Source organism: Thalassospira sp. (assembly GCF_048059015.1).
Classification (GTDB): domain Bacteria; phylum Pseudomonadota; class Alphaproteobacteria; order Rhodospirillales; family Thalassospiraceae; genus Thalassospira.
The window spans coordinates 140,538-156,596 of sequence record NZ_JBLLNT010000006.1 but is presented as its reverse complement, the minus strand read 5'-3'; the positions used below and the strand labels follow the sequence as shown (position 1 = coordinate 156,596).

The following is a 16,059-nucleotide window of genomic DNA, read 5'->3' as shown; positions in this document are numbered from 1 at the left end:
CAGATCAGGTCAAATCGGCTGGGCGTTAAACGCGTTTCCAGCTCGTACCTTCCTTGAAGTCTTCAAGGATGATGCCGCGCGCCAGAAGATCATCACGGATCTTGTCGGCCGTCGCGAAATCCTTGTTCTTTTTGGCATCAGCACGCTGGGCAATCAGGCCTTCGATCTCGGCGGCTTCATCAGCATCTGCAGATCCGGTGAACCAAGCTTCGGGATCGCCTTCAAGAATGCCAAGCAGTTTGGCGGCAGCCAGGATTTCACCTTTGGCTTCTGCGCGTTCAAACTTGGTTTCCGCCTTGTTGAAACGGGTCACAAGGTTATGGAATTCCGAAATCGCAAGCGGCGTGTTGAGATCATCACACAGCGCTTCCAGAACCGCGCGCGGCACCGGCATATTTTCCGGGGTCACATCAGAACTCTGGCGAAGGGCTGTATAGAAACGATCAAGCGCCTCTTTAGCCTGACGCAGATTGTCTTCCGTCCAGTTGATCGGCTGATGGTAATGGGTGCCCATCATCGCCAGACGGATCGCTTCACCCGGCCAGTTCTCCAAAAGCTGATGCACGGTGACGAAGTTGCCCAATGACTTGGACATCTTTTCACCTTCGACCATCAGATGGCCGTTATGCATCCAGTATTTGGCGTAGCTTGAACCCTTGTTCGCGCAACAGCTTTGCGCCAGTTCGTTTTCATGGTGCGGGAACACCAGATCCGAACCACCACCATGAATGTCAAAATTCTCGCCCAGATAACGGGTCGACATGGCCGAGCATTCGATATGCCAACCCGGACGACCACGGCCCCATGGACTTTCCCAACCCGGGATATCGTCGCTCGATGGTTTCCACAGGACGAAGTCCGCCGGGTCTTTTTTGTACGGCGCAACTTCAACACGGGCACCGGCAATCATTTCCTTGCGGTCACGACGCGACAGTTTGCCATATTCATCGAACTTCTCGACCGAGAACAACACATGGCCTTCGGCAGCATAGGCAAAACCCTGTTCGATCAGGCTTTCGCACATGGCGATCATTTCGGCGATATGTTCGGTCGCGCGCGGTTCGATATCGGGCTTGGCAGCATTAAGCGCGCCCATATCATCAAGATAAGCCTGATGCGTACGCTTGGTAATCTCGGAAATCGGCTCGCCGCTTTCCTTTGCACGTGCGTTGATCTTGTCATCCACATCGGTAACGTTCCGAACGTAGGTTACTTTCGGATAGATGTGGCGCAACACGCGGACCAATGTGTCGAACACGACAACGGGGCGCGCATTGCCAACATGGGCATAATCATAAACCGTCGGGCCGCAGACATAGAGGCGCACGTGATCGGGATCAATCGGCTCAAACACCTGCTTTTCGCGGGTGAGCGTATCGAAAATACGAAGGGTCTTGTTCATCTTAAATGTCCGTTTGGCTGTGGTATCGGGTCAAATGCATGCATTTTCCGGCGATCAAAGCAGATGCTTAGACCGCCTTGCCACACAACCGATCACGGGCCTTTTCAGATCCAATCAAAACAAGCATGGTCGACATTTCCGGACCATGTTCGCGCGCGGTCAGTGCCTTGCGCAGCGGCATGAAAAGCTGTTTGCCCTTGCGGCCCGTCGCATCCTTAAGCGCGGTCGTCCAGGACTTCCAGCTTGTGCCGTCAAGCTCACCTTCTGGCAGCATGTCGGCTGCCTGTTTGACGAACTCGGCATCTTCGGCATCGATTTCCGGGATCACGGTCTGATGGATAACATCCCACCATTCCAGTGCCTCGGCCACGCGCCAGCAGTTGCCGCGTACGGCATTCCAAAACATCTCATCGGCATCTGCCATGCCCGCCGCATCAAGCTTTGGCTTGGCAGCATCAAACGACATGTCGTGAATGACTTTTTCGTTCAGGCTGGCCAGTTCTGCCGGATCAAATTTCGGCGTTGAACGGCCATAATGATCAAGATCGAATTTCTCAAGCACCTGGGAAAGGCTTGCCGGTTCGATCTTGTCAGACGCACCAAGGCCGGTCAGAAGACCAACCAGTGCTTCGACCTCAAACCCGTCATTGCGAAGTTCACGCAGCGACAAGCTGCCCAGACGTTTGGAAAGCTGCGAACCACCCGGGCCAGCCAGAAGCGGCATATGGGCAAATTCCAGTGCACCCGGCTTCCCGCCAAGGGCGAGATAGAGCAAAATCTGCGAAACCGTGTTGGTCACATGGTCTTCGCCGCGGATGATATGGGTAACACCCATCTCAAGATCATCAACGACCGAACCCAGCATATAAAGAAGCGACCCGTCTTCGCGGATCAGCACCGGATCAGACACATGTTCGGTATCGAACGAGCAAATCCCGCGCGTCAGATCATCCCACTCGACCATGCCGTCGGTCAGAAGGAAACGCCAATGCGGCTTGCGGCCTTCGGCTTCAAGTGCTGCGATCTCATCATCTGACAGGGTCAGTGCCTTGCGGTCATAGATGAACGGCTGGTGGCGCTGACGGGCGGCTTTACGCTTCCAGTTCAGTTCACCTTCGGTTTCGTAGCAGGGATAAAGCAGTTCGCGCTTTTTAAGATCACCAATCGCCGCGTCATATTTATCCTGACGCAGGCTTTGACGTTCTTCCTGATCCCAATCAATGCCAAGCCATGCCAGATCCTCGCGGATTGCATCGACATATTCGTCCTTGGAACGAACCGGATCGGTATCGTCAAAGCGCAGGATGAATTTCCCACCTGATTTACGGGCATAAAGCCAGTTCATCAGGGCCACACGGGCGTTACCGACGTGAAGAAGCCCGGTCGGGCTGGGGGCAAATCGCAGAACAGGTTTTGTCATTTCAAACTTTTCAATCACGTAACAAGGTTCGTGAAACCATTGGTAATCGGATAGCGACGGTCACGGCCAAAGGCACGCGGGGTAATCTTCACCCCCGGAGGCGCCTGACGGCGTTTATATTCGGCCCGATCCAGCAAACGCCAGACCCGGCGTACGGTTGCCTCATCATGACCGCTATCCACGATATCGCGAACAGACCGCTCACCTTCAATCATCTGATGAAGAATATCATCAAGGACGTCATAAGGCGGCAGACTATCTTCGTCTTTTTGATCCGGGCGCAGTTCGGCAGATGGCGGCTTGGTGATGATCCGTTCAGGGATCACCATGCCATCGGGCCCCATCGCACCGGCGGGTTTATGTTCATTGCGCCAATGGCACAGATTGAACACGGTCGTTTTATAAAGGTCTTTCAGAACCGAATAGCCACCACACATATCGCCATAAAGTGTCGCGTAGCCAACCGACATTTCGGACTTGTTGCCCGTGGTCAGGACCATGTGGCCAAACTTGTTTGAAAGCCCCATCAGGATAATCCCGCGCGAACGGGCCTGAATGTTTTCTTCGGTGATGTCGGGATTGCGACCTTCGAATGCCGGGGCCAGCATCTGTTCGAACGCGGCCATGGCCGGCCCGATATTGATGCTTTCAATCCCGGCTTTGAGCATGTCTGCACAAATTTCCGCGTCCTCAAGGCTTTCCTTGGACGTATAGGGCGACGGCATCATGACAAGACGCACGCGGTCCGATCCAAGTGCGTCAACCGCAACAGCAGCCGAAAGCGCACTATCGATCCCGCCCGACATGCCAATCACGACGCCGGGGAAACCGTTTTTATTCACATAATCGCGAAGGCCCAAAACCAGCGTCTGATAAATCGCATCAAGACCGGTCGGATAGGCGGCCTTTGGCGCATCCGAAGCGCACGCCCATTTGCCTGCATCATCCTTGACCCACTGGGTCACGACAATGTCCTCGGCAAAGGCCGGCAATGCGACACCAAGCGATCCGTCGCCATTCAGACCAAACGATCCGCCGTCAAAGACCAGCTCGTCCTGACCGCCAACTTCGTTGCAATAGATCATGGGTGCGCTGGTTTCACGCACGCGATCTTCGATCAGTTTGCGGCGCAGATCGCCCTTGTCTGCTTCAAACGGCGATCCGTTCGGCACAAGGAACAGCTCCGCACCCGCATTGTGCAAATGGGCAACCACATCTGGCGTCCAGACATCTTCGCAGATCGGCACACCAATCTTCACGCCTTTGAACGATACCGGCTCTGGCATCGGACCCGCGGCAAAGACGCGTTTTTCATCAAACACGCCATAGTTCGGAAGATCATGCTTGGCGCGGACATCAACGATCTTGCCGTTCTCGATCAAAATAACCGCGTTAAAGCGCGCACCATCAATTTCCCACGGCGTGGTCAACAGCAATGCCGGACCGTTCGCGCGTTTGGCGGTATGTTCGCAAATATGGGAAACGGCTTCGTGCAGATGGCGCATGAAAGCAGGCTTCATCACCAGATCTTCTGGCGGATAGCCAGACAGAACCAGCTCGGAATAGAGCACAATATCCGCAGCCTGAGCAGCAGCAGATTCCCAGGCAGCCACAACCTTGTCCCGGTTCCCGGTGACATCACCGACAATCGGGTTGAGCTGGGCAATCGCAATGGCAAGCTTCTTTGTCATGATGTTGGAATAGGATCGCCCCTGCGCGCTGTCAATTGCCGAATGGGCAATGCAGCAATTTGCGGGTGTTTTTGAGGTCAAAATCCGGTTGCGAGATCGATATGTGTACCGGGGATTTTAAAGCGCCAATGCCGCGTCAATTTCTTCCTGGCTCATGGTTTTGGCCGAACCGTGAATGATCCCGCTGGCCACATCCATGAATTTTTGCAGTGACACCGTGATCGCATGGGCCGTTTCACGCAGCAGATCTTCGTTGCCATCGGCAATGATCATTTCAAGCTGGGTATTGGCGTGTGCAACGATGGTATTAAGGTGATTGATCGTTTCTTCGAACGGCTGACGGAATCGCGGCGGGACGTGGTCATAGGCCTCAATCGCCAGTTCCTTGTCGGAAAAGGCACTATCGCGGAAGTGCTCCTGATAGGTTTTCGGCGCCCATTCCTTACAGTCTTCGATCATGTCGGGCATGTCTGGAACCATCTCAAGAAGCATCACGATCTCGTTGAAATGGTTCAGGTAATCAGTCGCCAAAAGCGTCGTGGAGGAAATGTTGGTTCCCTCTACTTTCTTTTGCCATGCGGTGAAATCAGCTTCGTCCACCATTCGCGTTGCGACCTCATTATCCTTGGTGCGTGTACAGGATTGCCCTGTATTTGTTTATACTTAAGAATATTTGATCGCCTTTGGTAGAGGTTTTTTACAACAACGCATCAACTTTACATACCAAAGGCCACCTGCCCTGCTGCAAAGGTGGCAGACACAAGTGTTTCATCACGCAAAGATGTTGATTGTTTGTCGCCAAGCACCGTTATGGGTGCGCGCGTCTGATTCCGATCAGAGAATGTCGTAAATTTCCTCGGCCGGAAGGGCTAAAAGACGATCCGCCATTTCCTGTTTCAGGTAATTATGACGCTCGGTTTCTTTTGGCGTTTTATCGGCCTTGGCCCCCAGTTCGATGAACTCGTCGCGCACATGACCACCGCGAATAACCATCTCGACCGTGCGATCGCCATCGACAAAGCGGAAGAAATAACGTTCGCGATGGGTGCCATCCCGAAATGGCTCGCCAAGGGTTTTATCAACGTTATAGCGCCCTTCGGTCACGCCACGGGTGACCAACTCAAACGCATCACGACCGCCGGGACCACCGAAACTTGTATCAACGCGAAGATCACGGCGCGAAACCGGGCCGGTTTTGGCAAGTTCGGTCAAGCCGCGCTGCATGACCTTGAACGCGTGTGCAACACCGCCGGGGAACCCCGGACCGTGATAACGCAGCATATCGTCAAAGCTGAATTCCAGATCCACACCATTGTCGCGGATTGAAACCGAATTATGTGCTGCGGTCATCTTGTTCCCCCATATGCGATGCCAAAACAAACAAGGCGCCCAGTTCCCCGGACGCCTTGTTGCAAATTAATCGCAATTGCGAAAACAATCAAGCAGAAGCAGCCATCTGCTCCGCACGAACGCTGTCGCGTTCTTTTTTGATCATTTCGGCCATCAGGAATGCAAGCTCAAGTGCCTGGCCACCATTCAGGCGTGGGTCGCAATGGGTGTGGTAACGATCCGAAAGTGCTTCTTCAGTGACTTCACGTGCGCCGCCGATGCATTCGGTAACGTCCGTACCGGTCATCTCGAAGTGAACGCCACCGGCATGGGTGCCTTCGGCCTTATGTACATCAAAGAAGTTTTTAACTTCAGACAGGATCGAGTCAAACGGACGGGTTTTGTAACCGGTCGATGCCTTGATCGTGTTGCCATGCATCGGATCACAAGACCAGACAACCTTGCGGCCTTCGGCCTTAACACGCTTGACCAGACGCGGCAGGTTATCAAACACCTTGTCCGCCCCCATACGCGCGATAAGGGTCAGACGACCGGCTTCGTTTTTCGGGTTGAGGATGTCGATCAGACGGATCAGATCATCTTCATCCATGGTCGGGCCACACTTCATGCCGATTGGGTTTTTCACCCCGCGCAGGAACTCGACATGGGCATGATCGGCCTGACGGGTACGATCACCAATCCACAGCATGTGCGAGGAGCAATCATACCATTCGCCGGTCAGGCTGTCCTGACGGGTCAGGGCCTGCTCATAGCCCAGCAGAAGTGCCTCGTGTGAGGTATAGAAATCCGTCTCGCGAAGCTGCGGCGCGCTTTCTGCGGTAATGCCACATGCCTGCATGAAGGCAACAGCCTCATCGATCTGCGTGGTCAGCTTGCTGTAACGCTCGGCCGCCGGGCTGCCGTCAACAAATGACAGGTTCCAACGATGGATCTTGGTCAGATCGGCAAAGCCACCTTGCGCAAAAGCACGCAGCAGGTTCAGGGTCGCAGCCGACTGGTTATAGGCGCGGATCTGACGCTGCGGGTCCGGAATACGGGCTTCTTCGGTGAACTCGATGCCATTGACCACGTCACCGCGGTAGCTTGGCAGTTCGACACCATTGATGGTTTCGGTATCAGCTGAACGCGGCTTGGCAAACTGGCCAGCCATACGGCCAACCTTGACCACCGGGCAGGACGCACCAAAGGTCAGGACAACCGCCATCTGCAGCATCACCTTAAAGGTGTCGCGAATGTTGTTCGGATGAAATTCCTTAAAGCTTTCTGCGCAGTCGCCGCCCTGGAGCAGGAAGGCATTGCCTTCTGCGACTTCACCAAGCTTTTCTTTAAGTGCGCGTGCTTCGCCAGCAAATACCAAAGGAGGATAGCTGCCGAGCTCTTGCTCTACGGCCTCGAGGGCCTGTGCATCCGGATAAGATGGCACCTGCTTAATCGGCAGGTTGCGCCAGCTATCAATGCTCCAGCTCTTGCTCATTTGCTTCCTCTCAATCCGGCATGTTCATCATCATGCCGCCATTATAACACAAATCCAGTTTTATGGCGGTGTTCCGCCTTGTCATCCGGTCATTTGGCCGGGCCAAACTTGATACGGGTTTTGCCAGCGCATTTCCACCCCTTCTCGACTTATGGACAATAAAAACTCGCAAATTTTTGCCAAGACACCCAAAAATCACGCAAAATTCCACCCATAACCGTCAATTTATGCAAATGGCACCGGTCATTACCATTCAGTCATACCAAACAACGTAGTGCGAATCCGGCCCTGCGCAATCATCAGACCATTTGCGCATTTGCGCATTTACGGTCACACTGCGCGCACCCACCACCAGTTGCCCGGATCCCCGATGACCATCGAAACAATTGCGATTATCGCCTGTGCCTATTTTGTGGCTGCGTTCGTCAAAGGCGCGACCGGGCTTGGCTTTTCGACATCGGCCTTACCGATCCTGGCCCTTGGGTTGGGGCTTAAGGCAGGGATGCCATTGGTGATCATCCCATCGCTTGTCAGCAATTCGATCATCATGGCACAAGCCGGACATTTCCGCGAAACCGTCAGCCGGTTCTGGCCGATGTTTCTGGCGACCATTCCGGGACTTCTGATCGGCTTGGCGGTGCTTGAGATGGTCGACAGCATTCTGGCTGGTGCCGTTTTGGGACTGGTCCTGATGAATTACGGGGCGATCACGCTGTTTCGTCATGGCAAACCAATATCGGACAAACTGGCGCGCCGTCTTGCCCCGGTATCGGGATTTGCCACGGGCCTTGTGAATGGCATCACCGGATCGCAGGTCATGCCCGTGTTGCCGTTCCTTTTATCCATGCGGCTTGATCCGAAACGCTTCATTCAGGCGATCAATATTTCCTTTAGCCTATCAAGCATCGTGATGGCCTTTGGCCTGACGCGCATGGGACTGATGACAATGGAAACCGTGTGGATAGCGCTTGGTGGTCTGATCCCGGTTTACGTCGGAACGAAACTTGGCAGTGCCGTGCGCAATCGCATGGATGCCGAAACCTTCCGCAAGGTTGTACTGATCATGCTGATTATTTTTGGCGTGATCCTTGTTGCGAAATTCATGACCAACTAAGGCCATCACAAATCCCCCGCACGGGGGAGATGGCCGAAAAGCGCGTGCAATCAATCGCATGGAACCTATAGTGGTTCAGTAATTCCAAAGCACACCCGCACAGCGCAAAGCCTGGATACTGATTTGATGACACGCATTTTCACGATCGCCTTTGCGGCCACCACCCTGTGGCTTACCACCGCAGCCCCGCAAACCGCACATGCCCAAAGCATCACGGCGATCGATGCGTTTTTGCGGACTTTGAAGCACATGCATGTCCAAGCCATGCAGTTCTGCGACAGCAATCGCAACATCATGTCCGCCAGCGACCTTGCCAAGGCAAGCAAGGAAAATGACGTCTTTGAACTTTTGTGCATGCGCGCACTTTCAGGGCGGAGCATTGCCAATACCGGCTGGAAGTTTTACCACGAAGGCGAACGAATTGAGGGCGGAACATCCGATTATCTGGCCATGTTGAAGGGCTTTAACATCGACGGAAAACTGTTCTACACCGTCATCGGCCATCGCAAGATCAAACAACATATCGGCCAACCGAACGCGCGCGTTTTCTATCAACCCCGCGCGACACTTTATCGCTATGTCGATGGCGACATGCAGCGCATCTTTGAATTCATCGATCCGCAGACCATGAACTGGAACAGCCCGGCCCCCGAAAAACCGGATTTCTCGGCGGCAAGCAAACAGCATTCTGTGGCAATTGATGACGTCTGGAATGCTGTCCTGCTCAAAGAATTCGGTCAGACCGTCAGCTTCATCTCCTTGACGCAATAGCGATACCGATCCTGACTGGTGATCACTGACAGGTTTTGATATCAACGCGCTCATGAAAACCATCGCACGCCCCGCCTTTGCCGAGACCGAAGAAAAGAAATCCCGTTTTCTGGCTGAACTCGTTTTTCATGACGATCTGGCCAAACGGATTGATGAGCTGCGTGTGCTTCATCCCAAAGCCAACCATCACGTAAATGCCTATCGCTACCTCAATGACGAGGACCAGCTGATCGAACATGGCAAGGATGATGGTGAACCGTCGGGCACATCGGGCATCCCGTGCCTGAAAGTTCTTCAGGGGCGCGATCTGATCAATGTTGCAGTTATTGTGACCCGCTATTTCGGCGGCACAAAGCTTGGCACCGGTGGATTGGTGCGCGCCTATAGCGGGGCGGCCAACGCGGTTTGTGACGTCGCCGAAATCATCGAATATATCCCGCAGGACGAAGCCGAACTGTTTGCCGGATTTTCAGATGCCGGATCGCTTGAACAAGCCTGCGGGCAGGACGGCATCACTATCCTTGATCGGCAATATGAAACGGCGGGTACGCGCATCAAGATTTCTGGCCCGCGCGGTTTGCTGGGCGAGCTTGAAGAGCGCTTTCCATCCACCTGATCAGAGCTGATCACACTTTACGTTGGGTGCTTTCACGCTGTTGTAGCTCAAACCCGAGATCGATGATCTTTTGGTCCGGCGCCTCGTCCTCAAGGGCGGCAAGGATCATTTCAACGGCACGTTTGCCAATTGCGTAACGGTCCGTTCGAATTGACGTCAGCGAAGGATGGCTTGCTGCCATCATTTCAAGGTCGTTAAAGCCAATGATGCCCATTTCGTCGGGTACCGAAATTCCGGCTTTCTGACAGCCAAACAAGGCGCCAAGGGCAAGGTCATCGTTGTTGCAGAATATAGCATCGATATCCGGGCGACGTGCGCGAATTTGACTGATCAACTCCACGCCCAGTGAGACACTTGAAGACGTGGTCGTTGTCACGATCAAATCCGGGTCATAGCACCCGACAGATTGCATGGCCTGCTTGAAACCTTCGAGACGCCGATGCGAACGCGGATCCATTCGTGCGCCCAGAAAGCCGATATGCCTGTAGCCCATCTCATACAGGTGGTTGCCTGCCGCGCGGCCGCCTTCGATATGTGAAAAGCCAACCATCATATCAATCGGGTCATCGCCGATTTCCATGATCTGAACGACCGGGCAAGGCGCATTTTCAAGAAGTTCGCGCGCGGCATCGGTTTGGTCGGTACCGGCGATGATCATAGCCGACGGGCCCTGACCAAGGAAGGTCCGCACCAGACGTTCTTCGTCCGCAGCGATATATCGGGAGTTACCCAACTGGACCTGAAACGGCCCCTCTTCCAGGTCGTCATAGATCGCGCGCAAACTGTCGGCGAAAACGTTGTTGGTCAGCGACGGAACAATCACGCCTACAATATTGGACCGGGTAGAAGCCAATGCACTGGCATGGGAATGTGGAACGTAATTGAGCTTGTCGACCGCATTACTGATTTTTCGCCTGAGGCGATCAGACACCTTTGACGGATCGCGCAGTGCGCGTGACACCGTGATGGTGCTGACACCGGCCTTGTCGGCAACATCAGCAATTGTTGGCCGCCCGGCCCCTTTGCGTTTTCTCATGTTGTTACATTTATTACGTCTTTTCGATCCCGACAAGAGCCTTGTGAACTAGGCTGTTGACATAATGTTAGCGCTAACATTATGTTAGCGCTAACATTACAAATAACAGGGCTTTCCAAAGCAGGAACACAGCCCTGAACAAGTATTCGGGTGGAAATATCTGTATGCAGTCTCGGGTTCAATATGTCGTGGTTATGGGTGTCTCAGGTTCGGGAAAGACCGAAGTCGCACATCGCATAGCCAAAGCCACCGGCAGCCACTGGCTCGACGCAGACGATTATCATCCAGTTGAGAACATCGAACATATGCGTCGCGGGCAGCCGTTGAATGACGATATGCGCTGGCCATGGTTGGGTGCGATTGCAATGGGCGCAAAGGCCAGGACAACCACCGACGAGGCAGGCTCATCGAATTTGGCCGAAATGCCGATGGTGTTGATTGCCTGTTCTGCGCTCAAGCGACGCTATCGCGATTATCTGTGCCGAAAATTGCCTTCGGTCACTTTTTTGTTTTTGGACGGCACACGTGAGGTGATCCAGACACGGCTCGAAAACCGGGTTGGTCATTTCATGCCGTCCGCATTGCTAGACAGTCAGCTTGCAGATCTTGAACCGCCGGGGCCGGACGAGAGCTGTGTGACTGTCTCGATTGATGCCCCGATTGAAACCGTTGTTGCCGTGGCAATCGACCGTCTTGCGGCACATAAAAACAGCGATTTTTCCGTTGTCAAAGATAACACCGCCGGAAAACCGGAACTCCAGGGAGAAGACAAATGACCAAAACCCTTAAATCGCTCGCAGGAGCAACCTTTATTGCAACCCTCATCGCAGCGACACCGTTTGCTGCGAATGCACAGGAATTTACGCTTAAAGTCCAGTCCAGTGACGCTGCTGGCGTTCCGAACTTTGAACTCGAACAGGAATGGGCCAAACGCGTTGGCACCATGACCGGTGGCCGTGTTGAAGTCGAAATGCTGCCGGTGAACTCGATTGTCGAGCATGCAGAAACCCAGGACGCCATTGCCGCTGGCATTCTTGATGGTCACATTACCGACACCAGCTATTTCACCGGTAAAGACCCGGCATTTGGCCTGATCGCCAACCCGGTTGGCGCATGGTCGGCACCGTCAGAAATGCTGCGCTTTGTTGAATATGGTGGCGGCAAAGAACTGATGAACAGCCTGCTCAACCCGCGTGGCTTGCAGTTCATCGGTGCTGTGACACCGGGCCTCGAAGCATTTGTTTCGTCTGTCCCACTTGACGGCGTTTCAGATCTTAAGGGCCTTAAAATGCGTGCTCCGGAAGGCATGGTTCAGCAGGTGTTTGCTGCTGCCGGTGCAGCCCCGGTGAACATCCCGCAGTCCGAAGTCTTTACCTCACTTGATAAAAAAGTGATCGACGCTGCGGATGCGACCGTGTTCTCGACCAATCAGGCAATGGGTCTGCATGACGTTGCCAAGCATCCGGTCTATCCGGGTTTCCACTCCATGCCGATGCTTGAAGTATCGATCAACAAGACCAAGTGGGATTCCATGCCGGCTGATATCCAGGCGATCCTTGAAATGTCGGTCCGTGATCTGGCCCATGACATGGATGCACGTCTGGCAATGAAAGACATGGAAGCAGTGGCCAAGGCCCGTTCGGAAGGTGGCGTCACCATTCACAACTGGTCGGCTGAAGAGCGTGCAAAATTCCGTCAGATTGCCACCAGCCAGTGGGAAACTGTTGCAGCACGTTCAGAAGATGCACAGCGCGTTTATGATACCCTTGTCGCGTATCTGAAGGCTCAGGGCCTGATCTAAGTCAGATTGTCTCCGGCCGATAGCGCGGCGTTCCCGCGCTATCAGCTCTGTGATGCAATACGACCCGGCACCCCCCGATTTCCGAGACGTTTTCGGGATGGCGGCCTCCCTGCCGCCGGGTTGTATTGTACCTTGTCACAAGGAATATTCGGCATGTCCGACGCTCCGCATCCCGCGCCAATCCCCGAATTGGAAGAGGTTAAAGAAGAACCTCTTGCCGTTTCAGGTCGACTTGGCAAGTGGATCACAAAGACCTCAAACGTATTTGCCTTTGGCTTCTTGCTATCGATGGCAACGCTCATCTATGAAATTATGATGCGTCATATTTTCAACAGCCCAACCCTTTGGGCGCATGAAACAACGACGTTTATCTGTGCGGTTGGCTTTGTCTTTGGCGGGCTTTATTGCGCAGCACGTGACAAGCATATTCGTGTCGTGATCCTATATGACATTGTCGGCCCCAAAATGCGCAAGACACTGGACGTTGCGATTTCCATTGTCTGTATGATTGCTTCCGGCTTTTTTGCCTGGGCGGCCTGGGTGATGGTCAAACGAGCAGCCTTTACGCCCGGCGGTGAAATTCATCTTGAAACGACCGGCAGCGCCTTCAACGCGCCTTACCCCGGCACTCTCAAGGTTTTCCTGTTGTTGATACTGATTGTGATGACTTTGCAGTTTCTCGTTCAGGCGATCAACTATGCCCGTAGCGCCCCGATCATGCCCGCGTCACACACATCGAAAGAGTAAACCGGGTATCTGCAGCATCCCCATCGCAACATCATCGCTGATATCAAAAAACCAGTGATTGCCTTTGACCCCTGATGCCACTCTTGGTCGAACTGAGCGGCACGACAGGATAAATCCAAATGTTTGATTTACAGTCCCTTGGCATTGAATACGGCACGCTTGCCATGTTCGTCATGCTGCTTGGTTTTCTTCTGACCGGCATGCCGCTCGCGTTTGTGACGCTGTTGATTGCCCTTATCTTTACCCTTGGCTGGTTTGGCCCGATGGCCGTTCCGCTGATCACCAGCCGGGTCTATTCATTCGTTTCATCCTTTGTCTTTGTCTCGGTCCCGATGTTCGTCATGATGGCGGCCATCCTTGACCGATCCGGGATTGCACGCGATCTGTTTGACGCGATGCGCCTGTTTGGCGGACGTCTTAAAGGCGGTGTCGCGGTTCAAACGATCTTTGTTGCCGTTATCCTTGCTGCCATGAGTGGCATCATTGGTGGCGAAATTGTTCTGCTGGGTCTTTTGGCCCTGCCCCAGATGCTGCGTCAGGGCTATGACAAGAACCTGGCGATCGGCGTTGTCTGTGCCGGTGGGTCGCTGGGCACCATGGTGCCGCCCTCGATCGTTCTGATCATTTATGGCCTGACGGCGAACGTATCGATCGGTGATCTGTTCACTTCGGCCTTCTTGCCGGGCTTCATGCTGGCGGGCTTTTATGTCGCTTATGTTTTGTTCCGGTCCTACACCGGCAAAAACATCGCCCCGCCTCCACAGACCGAAAAGATCCCGACATCCGAAAAAGTCCGCCTGCTTAAGGGATTGTTCCTGCCGATCCTTGTTGTGTTCTGTGTTCTTGGATCAATCTATGGCGGGATCGCGTCTGTCACCGAGGCATCGGCTGTTGGCGTTGCAGGTGTTATCTTATCAACTATCCTGCGCCGCGAATTTTCGCTCAACATGCTGAAAGGTGCTGCCATTCAGACGCTGTCGACCTGCGGCATGATTGTCTGGATCGGGATTGGTGCATCGGCCCTTGTTGGTGTTTTTAACCTGATGGGCGGGATCAAGTTTGTCTCGGGCCTGATCACCGGTATTTCCGATGATCCGACCACCATCATCCTGTTCATGATGCTGATCCTGTTTGTGCTCGGCATGTTCCTTGATTGGGTGGGCATTGCCCTTCTGACCATGCCGATCTTTGTACCGATCGTAAAACAGCTTGGCTTTGATCCGGTCTGGTTCGGTGTGCTGTTTGCCATGAACATGCAGGTAAGCTTCCTGTCTCCGCCATTCGGGCCTGCGGCGTTTTATCTGAAATCGGTGGCGCCTCCGGACATATCGCTTGGCGATATCTTCAAGTCGCTTCTGCCTTTTATCTGCCTGCAAGTTTTGGCCGTGGCACTTCTGATCATCTTCCCGGGCCTCGCCGGGGGCTAAACCCGAAGGGCGGAGCCAGTTGGCTCCGCCCTTTTCGTATCGACACCCCAAACCCGTTATCCGTTCCGATAAAGATAGCTATAGGCATTGATCGCCGGAACGCCGCCAAGATGGGCGTAAAGCACCTTTGATCCTTTGGGGAAATATCCCTTGCGTACCAGGTCAATCATTCCCTGCATGGATTTGCCCTCATAAACCGGGTCGGTCATCATGCCCTCAAGGCGACCACATAGGCGGATCGCTTCGTTGGTTTCTTCTGATGGCACGCCATAAAGCGGATAGGCGTAATCTTCGATCAGGGTGATATCGCGATCCGATATCCCGCCTTCGAGCTCCACCAGATCAGCCGTTTTTTGGGCAATTGCCAGAACCTGCGCGCGGGTTTGATCCGGCGTTGCCGATGCATCAATGCCAACCACCTTATCCGCCCGGCCATCAGCGGCAAAACCAACCGCCATCCCGGCATGGGTTGAGCCGGTCACGGTACAGACCACGACATAGTCGAACTTGAAACCAAGTTCGGCCTCTTGCGCGCGAACTTCCTCGGCAAAGCCGACGAAACCAAGCCCGCCATATTTGTGTACCGATGCGCCAGCCGGAATGGCATAGGGCACGCCGCCATTGGCCTTAACATCCTCAAGCGCTGCTTCCCAGCTTTCGCGAATACCAATATCAAACCCTTCATCAACCAGTTCGATCTGTGCGCCCATCACCCGGCTCATCAGGATGTTGCCAACCCGGTCATAAACCGCATCATTGAACGGCACCCAGCTTTCCTGAACCAAACGGCATTTCATACCGATCTTGGCGGCAATTGCTGCGACCTGACGGGTATGGTTGGATTGCACGCCACCGATGGTGACCAGCGTATCAGCCCCGGACTTGATCGCATCGGGGATGATATATTCCATCTTGCGAACCTTGTTCCCGCCAAAAGCCAGACCGGAATTGCAATCTTCGCGCTTGGCATAAAGATCCACATCGCCGCCCAAATGGGCCGACAGGCGCGGCAGGGATTCAATCGGGGTCGGACCAAAGGTCAGCGGGTACTTTTCAAACTTTTTCAAATTCATCGCACTCTCCTGATAACGGATTGGAAACCGCATTCAGGCTAGCGCGCAGTGTTTGAAAGGTGCTCTCGTAGTTCGGATTGATTTTTAGCCCTCAGATCATCAAACTGAAATCAAGGCATCTAAAATTTCATTTATTG

The 16,059-nt window shown here is 53.8% G+C and carries 15 protein-coding genes; 7 read left to right on the top strand and 8 right to left on the bottom strand.

Annotation, left to right across the window (positions count from 1 at the left end; all coding sequences use genetic code 11):
- Nucleotides 1–25: 25 nt before the first annotated feature.
- From cysS to ACMZ66_RS09995, 6 genes are all read right to left on the bottom strand, one after another.
- Nucleotides 26–1,402 (bottom strand): cysteine--tRNA ligase, encoded by a 1,377-nt coding sequence (gene cysS / locus ACMZ66_RS10020; protein WP_416936933.1) that lies wholly within the window; start codon nucleotides 1,400–1,402, stop codon nucleotides 26–28.
- Nucleotides 1,403–1,469: 67 nt separating this feature from the next.
- Nucleotides 1,470–2,822, bottom strand: a complete 1,353-nt coding sequence (gene gltX, locus ACMZ66_RS10015) for a glutamate--tRNA ligase (RefSeq protein WP_416936931.1) — start codon at nucleotides 2,820–2,822, stop codon at nucleotides 1,470–1,472.
- A 14-nt stretch (nucleotides 2,823–2,836) separates the two neighbouring features.
- Complete coding sequence (locus tag ACMZ66_RS10010; protein WP_416936929.1) at nucleotides 2,837–4,513, bottom strand: NAD+ synthase; 1,677 nt, start codon at nucleotides 4,511–4,513, stop codon at nucleotides 2,837–2,839.
- Between the two features lie 117 nt (nucleotides 4,514–4,630).
- A complete protein-coding gene (locus ACMZ66_RS10005; RefSeq protein ID WP_416936927.1) occupies nucleotides 4,631–5,116 on the bottom strand; it encodes a hypothetical protein in 486 nt (161 codons plus the stop codon).
- A 231-nt stretch (nucleotides 5,117–5,347) separates the two neighbouring features.
- Nucleotides 5,348–5,863, bottom strand: a complete 516-nt coding sequence (locus ACMZ66_RS10000; RefSeq protein WP_416936925.1) for a hypothetical protein — start codon at nucleotides 5,861–5,863, stop codon at nucleotides 5,348–5,350.
- A gap of 88 nt (nucleotides 5,864–5,951) precedes the next feature.
- On the bottom strand, nucleotides 5,952–7,337 hold the full coding sequence (locus tag ACMZ66_RS09995; protein ID WP_416936923.1) for a class II 3-deoxy-7-phosphoheptulonate synthase: 1,386 nt from the start codon (nucleotides 7,335–7,337) through the stop codon (nucleotides 5,952–5,954).
- A gap of 370 nt (nucleotides 7,338–7,707) precedes the next feature.
- On the opposite strand from ACMZ66_RS09995, the gene ACMZ66_RS09990 reads away from it, so the two are divergent.
- The 3 genes from ACMZ66_RS09990 (at nucleotide 7,708) to ACMZ66_RS09980 (ending at nucleotide 9,838) form a co-directional block, all read left to right on the top strand.
- Nucleotides 7,708–8,451, top strand: a complete 744-nt coding sequence (locus tag ACMZ66_RS09990) for a sulfite exporter TauE/SafE family protein (RefSeq protein ID WP_416936921.1) — start codon at nucleotides 7,708–7,710, stop codon at nucleotides 8,449–8,451.
- A gap of 126 nt (nucleotides 8,452–8,577) precedes the next feature.
- Nucleotides 8,578–9,222: a hypothetical protein gene (locus ACMZ66_RS09985; protein WP_416936919.1), complete on the top strand. Its 645-nt coding sequence runs from the start codon at nucleotides 8,578–8,580 to the stop codon at nucleotides 9,220–9,222.
- A 52-nt stretch (nucleotides 9,223–9,274) separates the two neighbouring features.
- Complete coding sequence (locus tag ACMZ66_RS09980; RefSeq protein ID WP_416936917.1) at nucleotides 9,275–9,838, top strand: IMPACT family protein; 564 nt, start codon at nucleotides 9,275–9,277, stop codon at nucleotides 9,836–9,838.
- Between the two features lie 10 nt (nucleotides 9,839–9,848).
- Here ACMZ66_RS09980 and ACMZ66_RS09975 read toward each other — a convergent pair whose 3' ends face one another.
- Nucleotides 9,849–10,874 carry a LacI family DNA-binding transcriptional regulator gene (locus ACMZ66_RS09975; protein WP_416936915.1) on the bottom strand — a complete coding sequence of 342 codons (1,026 nt, stop codon included), beginning with the start codon at nucleotides 10,872–10,874 and terminating at the stop codon, nucleotides 9,849–9,851.
- Between the two features lie 164 nt (nucleotides 10,875–11,038).
- Between ACMZ66_RS09975 and ACMZ66_RS09970 the strand changes: the two genes are divergently transcribed.
- From ACMZ66_RS09970 to ACMZ66_RS09955, 4 genes are all read left to right on the top strand, one after another.
- Complete coding sequence (locus ACMZ66_RS09970) at nucleotides 11,039–11,650, top strand: gluconokinase (RefSeq protein WP_416936913.1); 612 nt, start codon at nucleotides 11,039–11,041, stop codon at nucleotides 11,648–11,650.
- Entirely contained in the window at nucleotides 11,647–12,675 is a 1,029-nt protein-coding gene (locus ACMZ66_RS09965; protein WP_416936911.1) for a TRAP transporter substrate-binding protein, read from the top strand. Before ACMZ66_RS09970 ends, ACMZ66_RS09965 begins: the two co-directional genes overlap by 4 nt.
- 6 nt (nucleotides 12,676–12,681) lie before the next feature.
- Entirely contained in the window at nucleotides 12,682–13,422 is a 741-nt protein-coding gene (locus ACMZ66_RS09960; protein ID WP_416936909.1) for a TRAP transporter small permease subunit, read from the top strand.
- A gap of 119 nt (nucleotides 13,423–13,541) precedes the next feature.
- On the top strand, nucleotides 13,542–14,849 hold the full coding sequence (locus ACMZ66_RS09955; protein WP_416936907.1) for a TRAP transporter large permease: 1,308 nt from the start codon (nucleotides 13,542–13,544) through the stop codon (nucleotides 14,847–14,849).
- A gap of 56 nt (nucleotides 14,850–14,905) precedes the next feature.
- On the opposite strand, the gene ACMZ66_RS09950 is transcribed toward ACMZ66_RS09955, so the two are convergent.
- Entirely contained in the window at nucleotides 14,906–15,922 is a 1,017-nt protein-coding gene (locus ACMZ66_RS09950; RefSeq protein ID WP_416936905.1) for a 1-aminocyclopropane-1-carboxylate deaminase, read from the bottom strand.
- Nucleotides 15,923–16,059: the final 137 nt, after the last annotated feature.